Source organism: Spirulina subsalsa CS-330 (assembly GCF_028330765.1).
GTDB classification, from domain to species: domain Bacteria; phylum Cyanobacteriota; class Cyanobacteriia; order Cyanobacteriales; family Spirulinaceae; genus Spirulina; species Spirulina subsalsa_A.
The window spans coordinates 1-14,772 of the sequence record NZ_JAQMTY010000005.1 but is presented as its reverse complement, the minus strand read 5'-3'; the positions used below and the strand labels follow the sequence as shown (position 1 = coordinate 14,772).

The 14,772-nt window shown below is 51.4% G+C and carries 10 protein-coding genes; 6 read left to right on the top strand and 4 right to left on the bottom strand.

Going from position 1 to position 14,772, the window contains the following annotated elements; all coding sequences use genetic code 11:
* Nucleotides 1-177 precede the first annotated feature (177 nt).
* On the top strand, nucleotides 178-1,209 hold the full coding sequence (pyrC, locus tag PN477_RS00295; RefSeq protein WP_272116143.1) for a dihydroorotase: 1,032 nt from the start codon (nucleotides 178-180) through the stop codon (nucleotides 1,207-1,209).
* Here pyrC and PN477_RS00290 read toward each other — a convergent pair.
* The gene (locus PN477_RS00290) at nucleotides 1,206-2,123 is read right to left on the bottom strand and encodes a phosphodiester glycosidase family protein (protein ID WP_272116140.1); all 918 of its coding nucleotides are present in this window, start codon (nucleotides 2,121-2,123) and stop codon (nucleotides 1,206-1,208) included. The two genes, pyrC and PN477_RS00290, sit on opposite strands and share 4 nt — an antisense overlap.
* Before the next feature lie 3 nt (nucleotides 2,124-2,126).
* Here PN477_RS00290 and PN477_RS00285 point away from each other — a divergent pair, with 3 nt between their 5' ends.
* The gene (locus PN477_RS00285) at nucleotides 2,127-2,930 is read left to right on the top strand and encodes a pentapeptide repeat-containing protein (RefSeq protein WP_272116138.1); all 804 of its coding nucleotides are present in this window, start codon (nucleotides 2,127-2,129) and stop codon (nucleotides 2,928-2,930) included.
* Nucleotides 2,931-3,099: 169 nt separating this feature from the next.
* Here PN477_RS00285 and PN477_RS00280 read toward each other — a convergent pair whose 3' ends face one another.
* The 3 genes from PN477_RS00280 to PN477_RS00270 all read right to left on the bottom strand — a co-directional run bounded on the left by PN477_RS00280 (nucleotide 3,100) and on the right by PN477_RS00270 (nucleotide 6,941).
* On the bottom strand, nucleotides 3,100-3,807 hold the full coding sequence (locus tag PN477_RS00280; protein ID WP_272116137.1) for a hypothetical protein: 708 nt from the start codon (nucleotides 3,805-3,807) through the stop codon (nucleotides 3,100-3,102).
* Nucleotides 3,807-4,943 (bottom strand): AAA family ATPase, encoded by a 1,137-nt coding sequence (locus PN477_RS00275; protein ID WP_272116135.1) that lies wholly within the window; start codon nucleotides 4,941-4,943, stop codon nucleotides 3,807-3,809. Before PN477_RS00275 ends, PN477_RS00280 begins: the two co-directional genes overlap by 1 nt.
* A gap of 129 nt (nucleotides 4,944-5,072) precedes the next feature.
* Nucleotides 5,073-6,941, bottom strand: coding sequence for a hypothetical protein (locus PN477_RS00270; RefSeq protein WP_272116133.1), 1,869 nt, complete (start codon nucleotides 6,939-6,941; stop codon nucleotides 5,073-5,075).
* 509 nt (nucleotides 6,942-7,450) lie between these two features.
* Between PN477_RS00270 and PN477_RS00265 the strand changes: the two genes are divergently transcribed.
* The 4 genes from PN477_RS00265 (at nucleotide 7,451) to PN477_RS00250 (ending at nucleotide 14,642) form a co-directional block, all read left to right on the top strand.
* Entirely contained in the window at nucleotides 7,451-9,988 is a 2,538-nt protein-coding gene (locus PN477_RS00265) for a right-handed parallel beta-helix repeat-containing protein (protein ID WP_272116131.1), read from the top strand.
* 96 nt (nucleotides 9,989-10,084) lie between these two features.
* Entirely contained in the window at nucleotides 10,085-12,742 is a 2,658-nt protein-coding gene (locus PN477_RS00260; RefSeq protein ID WP_272116129.1) for a chloride channel protein, read from the top strand.
* A gap of 166 nt (nucleotides 12,743-12,908) precedes the next feature.
* Nucleotides 12,909-13,988, top strand: coding sequence for an AAA family ATPase (locus PN477_RS00255; protein WP_272116128.1), 1,080 nt, complete (start codon nucleotides 12,909-12,911; stop codon nucleotides 13,986-13,988).
* Between the two features lie 3 nt (nucleotides 13,989-13,991).
* Nucleotides 13,992-14,642: a DUF3226 domain-containing protein gene (locus PN477_RS00250; protein WP_272116127.1), complete on the top strand. Its 651-nt coding sequence runs from the start codon at nucleotides 13,992-13,994 to the stop codon at nucleotides 14,640-14,642.
* Nucleotides 14,643-14,772 lie beyond the last annotated feature (130 nt).

Genomic DNA, 14,772 nt, shown 5'->3' with positions numbered 1-14,772 from the left:
TGATCCTCCTTAAAACCAGATCCCCCCTGCCCCCCTTAAAAAAGGGGGGTGATCCTCCTTAAAACCAGATCCCCCCTGCCCCCCTTAAAAAAGGGGGGTCATATCTAAAACCCCCTTTTTAAGGGGGTCGGCACAGCCGGGGGGATCATCCCATTATTTCATCGGAGCATTGCCACTATGGACATTCTCACCCTCACCCAACCGGACGATTGGCATCTACATCTCCGGGATGGAGCGGCGTTGCGGGCGGTCTTACCCGATACGGTGCGGCAGTTTGCGCGGGCGATCGTGATGCCGAACCTGAAGCCGCCGGTGCGCACCGTGGCCGAGGCGGCGGCCTATCGCGATCGCATCCTCGCCGCCATTCCCCCCGGCCATGCCTTCGAGCCGCTGATGACCCTCTACCTCACCGACCACACTAGCCCGGATGAGATCAAGGCCGCCAAGGCATCGGGATTTGTCAAAGCGGTGAAATATTACCCCGCTGGGGCGACAACCAATTCTGATTTTGGGGTGACGGATATTCGCAACTGCGATCGCGTCTTGGCAACGATGGAAGCGGTGGATTTGCCCCTCTTACTCCATGGCGAAGTGACCGATTCAGATATTGATATTTTTGACCGGGAAAAAGTCTTTATTGATCGCTTTTTAATCCCGTTGCGCGATCGCGTGCCCCAACTCCGCATCGTCCTCGAACATATCACCACCGCCGATGCGGTGGCGTTTGTGCGCGGGAGCGATCGCACCGCCGCCACGATTACCCCGCAGCATCTTTTGTTAAACCGGAATCGCATCTTTCAAGGCGGCATTTCGCCCCATTTTTACTGCCTCCCGATCCTCAAACGCGAACCCCACCGCCAAGCCCTCCTCCTGGCCGCCACCTCTGGTAATCCGAAATTCTTCCTCGGCACAGACAGTGCGCCCCATAGTCGCGATCGCAAGGAAACCGCCTGCGGTTGTGCCGGATGTTATACCGCCTTCCATGCCCTGCCCCTCTACGCCGAAGCATTCGACAGTGTGGATGCACTGGATCGCCTCGAAGCCTTCGCCAGTTTCCACGGCCCCGACTTCTATCAACTCCCCCGAAATACTCAACAAATCACCCTCACGAAAAAACCCTGGCAAATCCCCACCGCATTACCCTTTCCCGATTCGGAACTTGTGCCCCTAAACCCTGGCGAAACCCTCACCTGGCAGATGGCGCATTAATCCAAGGGTTTGGCGTAGATGCCGATGTGGTTGGCGATCGTGCGTTCGGTCATGGGGATTTTGGCGTGGATGGGGGCGTTGAGGAGTTTAGGGCCATCGGGAGTTTCGTAGGCGAGGGTTGCAGAGCCGCCACCGTCGAGGGCGATCGCATCCGTCGCCCCCAACTCTTGCGCCCATTGGCCTGCCTCCGTGAGAGTCATCCCTGTGCTGTAAAAAGGTTGTTTGCCATCCACGATGATTAACCAAAGTGTTGTCCCGGTGGCGTTGGTGGCGGCAATGGTGCGGGCGTAGGGTTTGCGGTTAGCGGAGCGATCGGGTAATGTCCCGTCAATCAGGAGGCGAGGGAGACCTGCGAGGGCCTGGGCAGTATCGGGGGGGCAAGTGGTATCGGGGGAAATCTGCATCCGTTGCGCGGGGCTAAAACAAACCGGATGCCAGTCGGGGCGGGGCTTGGCGTAGGGGATGCCGTCGGCGATCGCTTCACCGAGGACATAAACGCGATCGCCCCCATGGGGAAAATAATCCCACGGCGTATTTTCGATGAAGGGGTAAAAATAACTGCCGTTAATGGCGATTTGGGCGCGGGATTGACGGAGAAAGTCGGTCGTTGTGGCGGCGCGGGTTTGGCCGGGATGGTCGGGATCGCCGGGGGAAACGATGAGGCGCAGACCGGGGGCGGTGAGGTCAATGGTGAGGGTGTGGATCACCAAGGAGCGGGGGGAGTTGAGCACGGTGCGATCGTACTGCACCCCCTGAAACAGATCCCGCTGGAGGTCAGTGCGGGGAGGACGTTGGAGCGTGGGGACGGTGTAGAGGATCAGGGCGATGAGAAGCGCGATCGCACCTCCCACCGTCAGCCATCGTCTCCGCCATAATTTAAATAGAAATTGTTTGAATCGTGTTAACGGTGTCATTCCATGGCCTCCTCTACTCCCAATTTACAAAATCGCTCCTTTCGCCGCCAAACCTTGACCAATGCCGATTTTCACGGCGCGGATCTGCGGGGGGCGGATTTTCGCGGCGCGATCCTCCGGGGGGCGACGTTTCGAGGGGCGCGGCTGGGGCGATCGCCTTGGCAATGGGCCCAACTGATTGCGGCGATCGCCCTCACAGCTTGGCTCACGGGTAAAGCCGTGACGGGGCTGATCTTCGCAGCTTTGGGGCAACCGATGCAGGACACGGCGGGGATGTTAGTAATTGTCTTGCATAGTGTGAGTTTGGGCACGGGGGCGGCGATCGCACTGCCCTCCCGGTATCGCATCGCGGTGGGCAGTGGCGGCGTGGGGATATTAATCGGCTTTTTTTACGGCGGAACTTGGTTTGATCAGGCGTTGATGCCGGCGATGGTGGGGGCGGTACTGGGTTTGAGCCTGGGGGTCGGGTTGAGTGGACGGTGGCGATCCGGATTGGGGGCGATCGTGGGGCCGACCGCGATCGCCCTCACCTCTGGCGGTGCGGTGTTTCTGCTCTGGACGACGGCGATCGCGGGTCTCACCACCGGCCATCCGCTCGGCTGGGCCTTCACTCTCCTCACCCTGCTCTATTTCGCCATCACCGGGCAATGGACGGGACAGATTGAAGCAGCGATCGCCCAATACGGCGGCACATCCTTCCAAGACGCGGATCTCACCGGGGCAGATTTTAGCGATGTGCAGGGCGGATTAGTGCATTGGGAGGGCGCGATCGGTAGTAACGCGATCGCGCCTCCTACGAAACCCTAACCCGATTCAAAAACCGTACTCCTAAAATGCTCTCAAGAAATGACCTTGGGTATCTAATCCTATGGTTAGATACCCAAGGTCATCAGATTTTAACGAGATATTTATATCCCGTTTGTACTGATGAATAATTGCCCAATACAAGCCTTCTTTAACTTATAGTTTCTGCTATTTAGTTACTTTTTTCTGTCTCTTGAAGCATGATAGTTTTGACTCTCTCACAGAACTCTAGAAAAACTTGAAAAGTTTTGAGATCTTCAGGTTTATTTTTTACTCTTTTCTGAAGTTCCTCGAAGTAGTATCTTTCTTTAGCATCATTCGGATTTTTCTTGCTATATGTTGTTTTTTTTGATCTAAAAATTTCTCTCAAGTATTCATAATGAAAATCAGCATGATTTCTCATTTTATACATTCCCATTTGTTCAGGATCTTTTTGAGAGACATCATAGTATTTTACGTAGTCTGCTAGCGTTTTATCTAGTGGCTGTCTAGAGTCAAAAATCTTCTGATTACCCAATAGCCAAGTTTCCATACAGCGGTTTTGCACAATAATCTCAATTTTAGTTTTTCCTAGATCAATTTTTTTACCTTTGATAATGTCACGAATATATTGCATTCTCTCTTCTACTGATGGCTCATCAGCATCAACACATATAACAAGATAGTCATATTTGTCAGTTTCTGAAATTTTATCGATGGCATTTTCAAGTCCATCATATAAAATTCTAGGATACCCTTTTCCGCTGATGAGGTAATAGTTGTTGCTGCTAATTTGATCATGATATCTAACTCTTACTAGATTAGGAATGAGGTATTCAAGCCATTTAGGATATATTTTTTTCTCTGTGCTGTTACCCTCAACTAAAAAGTAAATATTCATCACTCCTCTTCTAAATCCGCCTCGTCCTCTAGAACATTGATCAAGTCAATAAATGCTTTTTGTCTAGACTCAGATATATGAAAATATTCCGAATCTTTAACCGTCACCAGACCAGCTTTTCGAGTTACTATTTTCCAGTATGCAGGGCTAATATTATTGATTATATAGGGGTGATGACTAGTAATAATAAATTGTGATTTCCTATTGTCCAGAACAATTTCAGTAATATCATCTAGGCAATTAACACCTAAACTATTTTCGAGTTCATCAATTAGAATAATACAAGTTTCAGGAGCTAAATACAACTCGCTAATATACATCAATGCCTTCATCATTCCTGAAGAGATATTCTCAATCCAACTTTTTGTTCCTTTTTCTTTGATGCTAACGATGGTGGCTTCTCTTAGTATTTTAGAAAGCGCAATGGGAATATCTTCATCTTTCATGGCCTCGATTTTTATGTCTAAGACATTTGGGAATATCGAGATAAAAGCTTCTTTGATTTTGTTAAACTCTTCGGGAAGTGTTCTGTAAAGAATAGCTAGCTTTATTGGTGCAGGCAATCCACTTTGTTGTAAAGCAGAAATTGAAGAACTTTCAAATTTCTTAAAAATAGATACTGGTAAGCGCCAAACTTTATTAACACTTTCAGAATCAGCCAATATAATTTTATCTAGTGACTCTTTTACGGGCGAAATTTGATCTTCTTGTTTCAACAACTCGACGACACTTTCAAAAGGTGATAGTTTAGGTGTTTTATTTCCGTCAAATATGATTTCTGAATTTTGCCGCTCAACCAAAACCTTTTTATTGCTGCAAGTTAATTTTTCATTTATGAGTTTTACTTGGTCATTTTCTTCTTGATTTTCGTCAATTGAAATTGTGCTTTCTTTTGTTTCAAATTCCCCACTCCAAGTATATTCGAGATTATTGTCAGCGATAAAACAAACATCCCATTTAACTCCATTTAAAGATGCACCATTTGCAATGATTTTTAGGCTATGAATAGCTCTAAGTATTCTTGTTTTTCCAACTCCCGATACACCAACTAATAGATTCAAGTTGGGCAAGAAATTCACTTCTTTTAGATCCCACTTGTATTCATTGTCGTAATATTTTAGTTTTTTAATTTGCATATAAGTTTTTATTTTCACAAACCCAATTTACTTGGAATTCAGTCAGACATTCATTATACAAAATTTGGGTAGGCATTAGCACTTCTTCATTTTACACGGATTCACCCCTAATCCCGATCGCACATCTTCTCATCTTAGCTGTAACTGAATAATTTCCTGTGGCCCCACGGCGATTAAGCCGCCGTCTCCGGGTAAGAGTTGTGTTTCTGCACTGACAAATGGCTCCGTGTCGGGGAAGGTTTGCGCCACTTGAACTGCACCTTGATACGCTTCGACCCGGACAATGCCGCTGTCTGTTGCTGCGAATAAAACATTGCCCACGGCGCAATGACTGTGGAACGCTTCTAACCAGGGGGCATCGCCGGGGGTTGCCTGGAGTTGCGCTTCGACTGCGCCTGTGGAGTGGATGACTGCGCCGTGATAGTGGGTGATGCCGTCGGTTTGCATCACCCAGACGAGCCAAGCTCGCGTTGGGCCGATCGCACAGTGGGCCGCGAGTTGTTGACCCCGTCCCCAATCGAGGCGCACTTGGTCATTGATGCCCGGTTGACCCACGGCAAAGGTGAAGGTGACGCTGAGATGACCCGCCCGGTAACAGCCCACGCCAAAGGATGCGCCGACCCAAATCTGCGTTTGACCGGCCAAGACATCGCCCCAATAGTCTGGGCCGAATCGTCCGGCTTTGAACAGTTGGCCGTTGTGGAGCCAGAAGCGATCGCGCCCATTGGTGACGAGTTGGGGCTGGTGCTGGTGGGTTTCGACGGCGATCCGTTCGGGGGGATGGTCGGGATGGAACGCGATCGCTTGTCCCCCTTTGGCGATCAGGGTGGTGCGGTTTTGGAGTCCGGCCCAGAGGGAGGGATCGCGATCGCCCGCCAGAATCACCGCCCCGCCTTCGCGCTTTAATTGGCCCGCCTCCTGTACCAACCATTGCACCTGGGAGCCAACCCGTTGGGCTGCCAAAATCAACCCGGTGGTGCGATAAAGCACCGTGGCGGTGACTGTGCCGCGCCCGGTTTGGGTTAACGGTGGGGGAACCGGGGTGATCGTTGCATGGGTGCAAACGGGACAGGCGGCGCGGGTATGTTCAAGCTGGCATTGGGGACAGGTGCGCCAGTGGAGATCCTGAAGGAGTTTCACGGGAAAGGGGCCGCGCTGATCGTCCACGAAAACCCGATAGCAGTGGTGCAGCAGGTCATCGGAGAGGCTTTCGATGGGTAAGGCGGGTTTGGGGTATTTCACCTCTGGGTGAAAGATCGTGATCCGGTGCAGGGGACGGGCGGCGGGGGGGACAAGCTGGGCGGGGTTTTTGGGTTTGTACACGCCACCATAGGGGCCGACACAGAGGAGCGATCGCATCACCATCACCCCAAAGGCATACCAATCGGTTTCGGGATGATAAGGAGCATTGAGCAGCGGGGCGTTGGCCGTTGGGTCGCAGCGGAGGGGGTCTACAAAGGCGGCGGTAAAGACGGTACAGGCAAAGCCGCCGAACTGAAACGAATCGGCATCGATCAGATAGGCGCGATCGCCCTGCACCAACACATTCAAATCATTAAAATCCCCAATCACCACGCCGACCCGATGGATCGCGGCGATCGTGCCATGGAGGTCTTGCAGAATTTGAGCGATCGCGCCATTATCCATGCCGCTACGGTGGAGGGCGCGATCGCTATACTGGCGCAACACCCGCGCCGGTTCCACCAAGGGCATCCCGTAGCCCCAAATCCGCCCGGCGCGATCGGTGACTAAATTCGTGGGGGTAATGACGCGATCGGGTAAATTTTGGGGAAATTGGCGCAGTTTGGTTTGGTGTTGGTCAAGGCGGAATTGGGCGGCCTGTTGGGCCTGGGGAAAACCGTGATAGTCGGGATGGTCGGGGGCTTTGAAGAGTTTAATCGCGTCATTCTGCCAGCGAAAAATATCCGCTTCGCCGCCTGTTGCGATCGCATCTTGAGGCCGTAACGTCAGCCGTTGGTGATTGAAATACATCTGCATAATTAACCCCCCTTCTGAGTCAGCCGCTCAATGCTGGCTTGTAACCTTCTCCGCGCTAAAGCAGCGGAGCTTTCAGTAGCCCTGAACCTCCTAACGCGCCAATCAACCCGATTAGTTGCTGATTTACGACCATGGGACTTGATCCGGCGAATCGGTTGATGAGTATGCCGCCATACTGAGTACAGGACAAACGTTGAAATGTACGGCGGAATCTTGATTTTGATGGGATGGGAGCATCCTGCTCCCTATTGTGCCTGATCCCAGCGGGCAAGATGCCCGCACGACAGAATAGGGATTTTTAGGGAGCGTGTTTTTGCTATTGTTCTACCCAACCTACGAAATCATCAGGGTTTCAGTCCAAGCCTGATTTTTTGTCCTGTACTCAGCAACCTCTTAGATTAATCTACAGTTAACCCCACAATGAACAGCATTTAGGGTCAACTTTATAGCCCATTAATTTGTCTTCAGTATGGTTAGTCCTTGGTGTCCTGTGATGGTAGGTGTTCATCATGCGTGTGTTTCCTGTTTCTGGGCTGTTGACCGCATTCCTTTGTGCCGGTTTAACAGGAGTCAGCATTGCCCAAACGGCTGACCCTCAAGTCCGCGTCCGCTATCGGACAGAAGGGCCAGGGCTAGAGGCATTCACCACCCTAGAAGGGTTCATTCCCCTAGAGTCCAAACCCGCAGAATCACTCCTCTTCACCGAAACCCGTTTACTGCTAGATGCTGACTCGACGATTTCGGGAGGGTTAACCCTAGGACAGCGGTTTTATCATCAAGGGCGCGATGGCGATGCTAGTGCGGATCGCCTCACTGGGTTTTATGGGGCTTGGGATGTGCGCAACACGGGAAATAGCACATTTCATCAACTGGGTGTTGGTTATGAAAATGTTGGGGATGCCTGGGAATTACGGGCCAACGTCTTTCTACCCATTGGCTCACGGCGCAATCTCCTCAGTTCCGCCTTCTCTGGTCAAAGCCAATTCCAAGGGAATCAGTTACTCCTGGGGCGTAATCAGGTTTTTGAATCGGCGGTAGCGGGTTTAGAGGTGGAAGCGGGGAGTCCGATCCTACGCTGGTCTGAGGGAGATTTACGGGGCTATGGGGGTCTTTATTATCTTTCGGCTCAGGGTAATGGTGATGTTGTGGGCGTGCGGGGGCGATTGGTGGCCCGGCCCAACCCTTACACCAGTGCTAGCCTGACCTTGCAGCATGACAGCCTGTTTGATACGCGCCTCGTGGCCAGCATCGGGGTTCATTTCCCCGCTCGCAGTGGCTCACAAACGGTAGGCATCCCGGTCTTAGACCAAATGGCTGAACCGATTCAACGCACCAATGGCGTGATGGTGGATCATCAGGTGGTTCAGGATCAGGTGGTTGCGGTGAATCCCCAAACGCAACAGGAACTCTTTTTTGTTCATGTGGGCAATGGTAACAGTAACGGTACGGTGGAAAGTCCGTTTAGCCAGATGGAGGAGGCGATCGCCCTCGCCCAACAGCAACAGGACAAAACCGTAATCATCTATCTCAACGGCGAAAATCTCACGTTCAACGGTTTCACGCTTCCCAACACCGTTAGCCAACTCCTCTCCAGCGGCCCTGTTCAACAGGTCAATACCCAATTTGGCCTGACACAATTGCCGTTTTCGGGTAATGGTCGCATACCCCGCATCAATGGCCGGATTCTCCTACCGACAGGGGGACAAAATATCGTAGTCTCTGGTTTCAACATCAACGCCGGAGGAACCCAGCGGGGCATTGAAGGGCAGCGGTTGAACAATGTTCAGATTCTCAATAACACGATCAACAATGCTCTAGGTGAAGGTATTTATCTCGAAAATGTCACCGGCAAGGTGGAAATTTTAAATAATACGGTTCGCAATACTGTCCATAATCCTGATCCCATTCTCACCGAATTAAACGGGGCAATTCTAGTTAATAATAGCGTCTCAGGTTTAGATCTATTGATTGCGAATAACCTCGTTGAAACGGACTTTGCGATTAATGCCACTTACGAGGTCGATGGGATTGAATTGAGCCTCTGTCGGACGGGTGCTGTTAGTATCTATCCCGGTTGTACCGCTCCCACAACCGCAACGGTGCGAATTCTGAATAACACGGTGATCAATCGGGGGACGGTGAATGCAGCGGGGGCCGATGGTATTGATATTAATCTTGATACCAATGCCCAAGGGAATATTGAAATTCGCAATAATCGCATTGAGAAAATGCCGGATAAAGCAATTAGCTTTGGCTCTGCGGGTAGTGGTCGGGTTGTGCGGGGGGTGATTGCGGACAATGTGATTGAAAATGCGGTGGATAATGGCATCCATGTGCGGGTACGGGAAACCTCCATTTTTGATGATCTGCTGATTACGAATAACCGCGTTAATAATGCCAACTGGGGCATTGATGTGCGCATGGACGATGATGACGGGTTACTCACTCCAGCGCGAGGGACAGCGTGGGTTGTGGTTCGGGATAATTTACTAACCAATAGTAAAGAAGGGGGTATCCGGCTACGGGCTGAAGATCAGTCCACTTTATTTGTGACGGTGGAAGGCAATCAGATTGTGGGCAATACTACGAATGACGATGGGGGAATTTTTGCCCGTTCCCGCGATGATAGCCAACTGACAGTGACAATTGCCAATAATACGGTGAGTGGCATTACCGGCGATGCAGGGATTTGGGCGCGATCGCAAGATACCTCCCGCCTTTCCGCAACGATCCGCGACAATACCGTCAGCGGAACAACGGGAGATGCGGGAATCATGGGGCGATCAGAAGATGACTCCCGCCTCTGTATTCGGTTGGAAAATAATACATCCACTAATAATGTTGCGGCAGAAGATTTCTTCCTCCGTCGCCAAGATGCTTCAACCCTAGAACTGTTCGGCATTGCCGCCCCCATTGCTGCTCTCGATCCCAGTCCCGCCCTGCAAACAGCCCTCACCAATTTGGGCAATGTGGGCGAAGCGAATAAATTCCGGGTTCGAGATAACTCCGTCTTAGTTCCTACGGCGGGCTGTACGTTCCCGGATTAGCACCCAAGGCAGGAAGCATCGAGGCGATCGCCCCTCTTCTCCGGGGGGGCGGCCCGGTTTCGGGGTATTCTGAAAAAATCCATCCCCATGGTTGTGATGAAGCGATCTTTGTCCACCCGGTTGAATCGGTGGATTTCCCAGCATCATTGGGGTAATTACATCATTGATGACCATTACGCCCTCTTAGAAGCCTGTTTAATCGGGTGTATTTCTGCGATCGCCGCCCTCCTCCTCAAAAAAGGCATCGCCACCGTCGGCATCTTTCGCATCGAACTGATCGAATCCTTCCCCAAACTCTACGGCCGCTGGCCCCTCATCCTGCCCCTGTTTGGGTTTTGCATCTGTTGGTGCGCCGGGTGGCTCGTGGAAAATCTCGCCCCCGATGCCAAAGGCGGCGGCATCCCCCAAGTCAAAGCCGCCCTTGCTCAATTTCCCGTCATCCTCTCCTTGCGCGTCGCCGTGGTGAAACTGATCGCCACAGTCCTCCTCCTCGGAGCCGGTCTCACCCTCGGCCGCCGTGGCCCCACCGTCCACATCGGAGCCGCCCTCGCCGCCCAACTCAGCCAATGGGTTCCCACCTCCCCCCAACACCGCCGCCAAATGATCGCCGCCGGAGCTGCTGCCGGTCTCGCCGCCGGATTCAACACCCCCATCGCCGGGGTGCTGTTCGTCGTCGAAGAACTATCACGGGACATGTCCGGCCTCACCTTAGAAACCGCGATCCTCGCATCCTTTACCGGCTCAGTCGTTTCCCGTCTCTTAGATTCAGCGGATCTCAACCTTCCCGCCACCATGCTCAATCCCGTGCTGGTTAACCAATTCATCGCCGCCGAAATTCCCTTTTATCTCCTCTTGGGGGCCTTGGCGGGGGTGTTGGGGGTGCTGTTTAACCAGGGGATTCTTGCTTGTCTGCGTTTTAATCAACATTTGCAATGGCCCATGTCTTGGCGGATTGGGGCGGCGGGCTGTATTTCCGGCCTGGTGATTGCCCTTGCCCCGCCGACGTTTTTAAACAATGCGGGGCTGCGGGATTTTTTGATTGCGGGGGATGTGAGTTGGGATAAAACGCTGTTAATTTTCATGATTCATTTTGGTCTGACGATCGTGGCCTATGGGTCGGGGGCAGCGGGGGGATTGTTCTCACCCGCGCTCGTCTTGGGGTCGGCCTTGGGGTATTTGATTGGGGAAATTGAGTTTATGGTGCTCCATGCTGGGTCGCCGACCACCTATGCATTGGTGGGGATGGGGGCGTTTTTTACGGCGGTGGCGCGGGTTCCGATTACAGCGATCGTGATTGTGTTTGAGTTAACGACGGATTTTCGCCTCGTGTTGCCGTTGATGATTAGCGCGGTGATGGCCTATGGGGTGGCGGAGGCGATCAAGTCCGGGTCAATTTATCAACATCTACTCAAGGCGAATGGGATTGATCTTAAAGACGAGACGGGGCGCAATGATGTGCTGACGGATATGGGGGCGGGGGATGTGATGCAGCGGAATGTGGAGACGCTGACGGGGACGATGACGGTGCAGGATGTGTATGATCTGTTTGGGCAATCGTTTCACCATGGGTTTCCGGTGGTGGATGAGGGGGGGGTGGTGGTGGGGATGATTACGGAGCAGCATTTGGCGGGGCTGAGTAATTTGTCGCCGCAGCAGTTAGTGCGGGAGGTGATGACGGCGAGTCCGGTGACGGTGGCTCCGGAAATTCCGGTGGGGGATGTGATTTATTTGATGGATCGCTATCATGTGTCCCATTTGCCGGTGACGGAGGGGAAGAAGTTGCTAGGGATTATTACCCGCAGTGATTTGATCCATGCGACGGCGGATCATTTGCGGGGCAAGCCGGATGGGACGGAGGTACGATCGCATCCCTCCTATGCGGTGTATCAGACGCGATCGCCCGCCATTGGCAAGGGCCGGATTTTGTTACCGCTGGCGAATCCTCACACGGCTCCGTATTTAGTGAAAATTGCGGCCGCGATCGCCGCCACCGAAGAGTTTGAATTAGAATGCCTCGCGATTATCAAAGTCCCCCGCCACACCGCCCCCGCCCAGGCCCGCGTTGACATCACCCCCCACCGGGAGCTTTTGCACGGGGTAGAAGCGATCGCCCAAGCATTCCCGATCTCCGTCCATTGTCAAATCCGCGTCGCCCAAGACACCAGCCAAGCCATCCTCGATACGATTCGCGATCGCCACATCGACCGCCTGATCATGGGTTGGAAGGGCAACACTAACACCCCCGGCCGCATTTTCGGCACGGTACTCGATACCCTCGTGCAGCGGGCCCCCTGCGAAGTGATGTTAATCAAACCCGGCCAACATCCCGATGCTTACCCTGCGATCGCTGACCACGGCCCCAGCCAATGGCTTGTCCCCATGTCCGGCGGCCCGAATGTCAAACGCGCCCTCCATTATTTGCCCGCCCTCACCCGCTTAATTGCCCCCGGCGACATCCTCCTCACCCAAGTCTTTCCCCCTTCCCAAGGCAAACTCCACTTTCAACCCCTGAAACAGATGGCCATCAGCCTCAGCCAAGATCTAGATTGTCCGGTGATTCCGCTACCGATGCGATCGCAAGATGTGGCCGATGCGATCGTCAAACTCGCCCAGATCGAAGCCTGTTCCCTCATCGTCCTCGGAGCCAGCCGCGAAGGGATGCTCCAACACGCCATCCACGGCAACATCCCCGAAGCGATCGCCGCCCAAGTTCACGCCACCGTCATCCTCCTCCGCGCCGCCGTCACGGAATAAGCGGGCGCGATCGGGCTTGAGGATTTTGCCACAACCTCACAATGCCCACCCTTGAAGTTGGCATTCTGAACAGATTAGGATCACGTTATGGTTAAGATTAGGACATCAAACAATACACAACTCCTTACTCAGCATCACTCACCCCAACTCACACCAATTTTCAAATATGCTAAGGTCACTAAAAATTGAAAATTTTCGGTGTTTTCAAACGTTCGAGCTTCAGCATCTCGGTAGATTAAACCTGCTTGTGGGGACTAATAATAGTGGCAAAACTTCGATTTTGGAAGCCGTTCAGCTTTTAAAATCTCAATCTAATCTTGAATTATTACGAGAAGTAATGAGCAATCGCGGTGAATTCATCTGGAATGATGAGCGAGATGGTGATCAAGAGTTAGATATTCGCCACCTTTTCTATGACCATGAAATAAATGAAGGTAGCCAGTTTTCAATCTTAGGTGATCATCATCGAGATGGCGAAGGAGTCAAGGTATCCGTAGAACACTCAGGACAACTGAGCTTATTTGAAGATTTACGGGAGTTCGTATTAGTGATGAGGTGGTTAGGGCAAGGTATTGAAAGTGTTAAGTCTTTCAAGTTGCCCTTGTCTTCTAGAAACGGTTTACCCGTAGATTATGTGATTCGTACTCGTAGAGACTTGAAGAGTTTAGGCTCAAGAACTCAATTTATAACGTCTTCATCATTGACACCGAGAAACATGGTTGATTTATTTGACCAAGTTGTTTTGACACCTGAAGAAAATCTAGTTATCGAAGCACTCCAAACCATTGAGCCAACCATTGATCGTATTGCTTCCGTGGTCTCTGAAAAGTTTAGATATACAGGTTCACGTAGCGGTTTTGTGGTTCGGTTGACCGATGGCGATCAACGTATACCAATCGGTAGTATGGGAGATGGAATATGGCGAATGCTTGGACTAACCTTAGCTATTGTTAATGCTAGGGATGGTGTTTTATTGGTCGATGAAATTGACACTGGCTTACATTTCAGCACCATGTCTGACATGTGGACATTAATTTGGGAAACGGCGAAACGTCTGAATGTGCAGGTTTTTGCGACAACCCATAATAGTGATTGCTGGATGAGTCTTGCCGCGATCGCTAATCAAGAAAGCCCCAGTGAAGAGGGAATTACAATCCATCGAATTGAGAAAGGTAAGCCCAACAGTATTGTTTTTACAGAACGACAAGTTGCGATCGCTGCTGAACGAGGAATCGAGGTACGGTAACGCATGGCTGATATTCACCCAAGAATTCTTCTGGTCGAGGGCAGGCAGGATTGTTTCGTAATCCCGGAATTGATTGAGGCGAATGGTGTATCATGGGGAACTCGAAAAAATCCAGTGGTTTTTATTCGCGAGTATGAGGGTTATCAAAAGTTAGTTGATCCCGACGTAATCTCAACTGAACTCCAAGCATCCGGGCTTTCAGCACTAGGAATCATAATTGATGCTGATGACAACCCGATGGGACGCTGGCAAAGCATTAGAAACGCAACCCTAAAAAGCATTCCTGATCTTCCAGAAACGCTACCCAAAGATGGCTTAGTTCATATTACGCCCACCAGAATTCGTTTTGGAATTTGGATCATGCCAGACAACCAAATGCGGGGCATGTTAGAAACGTTTCTGACCCACATAATTCCAGCGGATAGTGCGGACAGTAACGAACTCTGGCAGTTTGCCCAAGCAGTCACCCAGGCGGCGAAAGGTAAAGGTGCAAAATTCACAAACTCTCATCTTGATAAAGCGAATATCTATACTTGGCTAGCATGGCAGAATCCTCCAGGCCGACAGCTACATCAAGCCATTATGGAACGCATTTTGCATCCTAATCATCCAAATGCCCAGCAGTTTGTAACGTGGTTCAAAGATTTATCTTAAAATGTGCAAAGAAGACTCCCACTATAAAGCGAGTCCGAGTAGAGTTACCGAAGGTAACGGCGGACGTGCCTTTTAGTGGCGAGATGAATTTGCACCAACAAACAAATCGAGCGACAGCGAGTCCTTTAAT

Coding starts and splice junctions, on each gene's coding strand:
- pyrC (WP_272116143.1), top strand. CDS start 178: ATGGACATTCTCACCCTCACCCAACCGGACGATTGGCATCTACATCTC.
- PN477_RS00290 (WP_272116140.1), bottom strand. CDS start 2,123: ATGACACCGTTAACACGATTCAAACAATTTCTATTTAAATTATGGCGG.
- PN477_RS00285 (WP_272116138.1), top strand. CDS start 2,127: ATGGCCTCCTCTACTCCCAATTTACAAAATCGCTCCTTTCGCCGCCAA.
- PN477_RS00280 (WP_272116137.1), bottom strand. CDS start 3,807: ATGAATATTTACTTTTTAGTTGAGGGTAACAGCACAGAGAAAAAAATA.
- PN477_RS00275 (WP_272116135.1), bottom strand. CDS start 4,943: ATGCAAATTAAAAAACTAAAATATTACGACAATGAATACAAGTGGGAT.
- PN477_RS00270 (WP_272116133.1), bottom strand. CDS start 6,941: ATGCAGATGTATTTCAATCACCAACGGCTGACGTTACGGCCTCAAGAT.
- PN477_RS00265 (WP_272116131.1), top strand. CDS start 7,451: ATGCGTGTGTTTCCTGTTTCTGGGCTGTTGACCGCATTCCTTTGTGCC.
- PN477_RS00260 (WP_272116129.1), top strand. CDS start 10,085: ATGAAGCGATCTTTGTCCACCCGGTTGAATCGGTGGATTTCCCAGCAT.
- PN477_RS00255 (WP_272116128.1), top strand. CDS start 12,909: ATGCTAAGGTCACTAAAAATTGAAAATTTTCGGTGTTTTCAAACGTTC.
- PN477_RS00250 (WP_272116127.1), top strand. CDS start 13,992: ATGGCTGATATTCACCCAAGAATTCTTCTGGTCGAGGGCAGGCAGGAT.